Origin of the sequence: Microvirga tunisiensis (genome assembly GCF_009296175.1) — a bacterium.
GTDB lineage: Bacteria > Pseudomonadota > Alphaproteobacteria > Rhizobiales > Beijerinckiaceae > Microvirga > Microvirga tunisiensis.
In genome coordinates, this window is sequence record NZ_VOSK01000655.1 from 1 (window position 1) to 1,642 (window position 1,642).

2 protein-coding genes are annotated in these 1,642 nt (G+C 49.4%); one reads left to right on the plus strand and one right to left on the minus strand.

Annotated elements, in window-relative coordinates; all coding sequences use genetic code 11:
* Positions 1-152 precede the first annotated feature (152 nt).
* A complete protein-coding gene (locus FS320_RS42505) occupies positions 153-692 on the plus strand; it encodes a hypothetical protein (RefSeq protein WP_152718535.1) in 540 nt (179 codons plus the stop codon).
* On the opposite strand, the gene FS320_RS42510 is transcribed toward FS320_RS42505, so the two are convergent.
* A complete protein-coding gene (locus FS320_RS42510) occupies positions 689-1,561 on the minus strand; it encodes a Z1 domain-containing protein (protein WP_152718536.1) in 873 nt (290 codons plus the stop codon). The genes FS320_RS42505 and FS320_RS42510 overlap by 4 nt on opposite strands.
* Positions 1,562-1,642 lie beyond the last annotated feature (81 nt).

Below are 1,642 nucleotides of genomic sequence, written 5' to 3' on the forward strand. Positions count from 1 at the left end.
GGAGGCGACGCTCACGTCGGCCCGGGCCTTCCTTTACGCTGCTTCCGTCATGCTCCTCATCCGCCGCTTGGGACGACACTCATGATTATGGGACGGACTCTGAGACACCACCAAAACGGTCGTCGCATGTAAGCATTGGTGATGCAAGAAGTATGTCTCAAGTTCCAGATGGAAGCGTCGATGTAGTGCTAACTTCACCCCCTTATCTCAACGCAATTGACTATCTGAGGGGTCACCGACTGTCCTTGGTGTGGCTTGGCTATCGCATGAGCGAATTACGATCCATTCGCTCAAACAGCATTGGCGCAGAACGTTCCATCGACTTAGATTCTGTGAACAAGATCAACTCACGAATCCGGAAAAATATGGGCGAGTTGGATGAACTTCCCGCCCGATTTTTAGGAATGATCGATCGTTATGTAAATGACGTCCGGTGTGTGCTTGCGGAGACTGCCCGTGTGCTTAAGCCGGAAGGAAGCGCGACATTTGTTGTTGGTAACTCTTGCTTAAGAGGTGTATTCGTTAGAAATTCTGGAGCGGTAATGGCAGCCGCAAAAGCGGCAGGCTTAGCAACGAAAAGCAGTCACGAACGAGAGCTACCTGCCGGTAGTCGCTATTTGCCTATAATGGAGGACGGTGCGCTAGCTAAGCGCATGCGCACTGAAACGATCCTTACATTTGTACATGCCTAGGCAGCTATAGAAGTATTCCTAGAGAATGCTATGTCGCCTATATATTTATAGAATAGTCGTGCGCGGTCACCAATGCGGACGATTCTGATGTGATGCTGTACATTGGGATGTCGCTCGATTGCCAACTGTGTCGTACCAAGAAAGCCACGGGTACGTGAGATGGTTGTCGCATTAGTTTTTGTCCAGCGAGAAGCATCTAAGGTTTTATGCATCACTAAGCCACCACCACGATACTTCGTCATTGTTCGGATAAACGAGAAGACAAAGTCTGGCAGGGCGTCCTCGCCTAATCTCTCTTGAATCCGACGCAGCAAATCAAGACTTCCCGGCTCTGAGGTCATCAACTTATCAAGTTCTGGGTCCCATTCGAATACTGCAAAACCCATTTCACCCGCGTAGACAGAAATCGTTGCGCTGTTGATTGATGCTGAACTAGAAACCGAAATCCGCGAGTCACCGATCCAAACTGGTGACTTCTTCTCCGATTGGATGCTATCGAATGCCAAACGGTGGAATACGAAGCAACGATGCCAATCGTCGTAAAGCACTCTAGGAATCGTTAATTCAAAATGCTTCAAGTAAGCGCCTCTCGCTCCAAACATCCTTGCGCGCTGGATATACGTGTCTTGTTGAAGCTTTGTAGTCACGTCACGAGTAAATAGCATCGAAAGCAAATCCGGGAAGGTGACGCCCCGAGACACGATATTTCCACCGATGATGATCGTGAACGGTGAACGTGGCTCAGTTGGATTGTCACCCTGTGCCTTACGATCACGTTTGCTATTTAGAACAATTGGTCGAATATCTGATGTGCGTCGAAGTATATATTCTAAAAGGTCGTTAGCGTTAAGAGTCCGTCCCATAATCATGAGTGTCGTCCCAAGCGGCGGATGAGGAGCATGACGGAAGCAGCGTAAAGGAAGGCCCGGGCCGACGTGAGTGTCGCCTCA

Coding starts and splice junctions, on each gene's coding strand:
- FS320_RS42505 (WP_152718535.1), top strand. CDS start 153: ATGTCTCAAGTTCCAGATGGAAGCGTCGATGTAGTGCTAACTTCACCC.
- FS320_RS42510 (WP_152718536.1), bottom strand. CDS start 1,561: ATGATTATGGGACGGACTCTTAACGCTAACGACCTTTTAGAATATATA.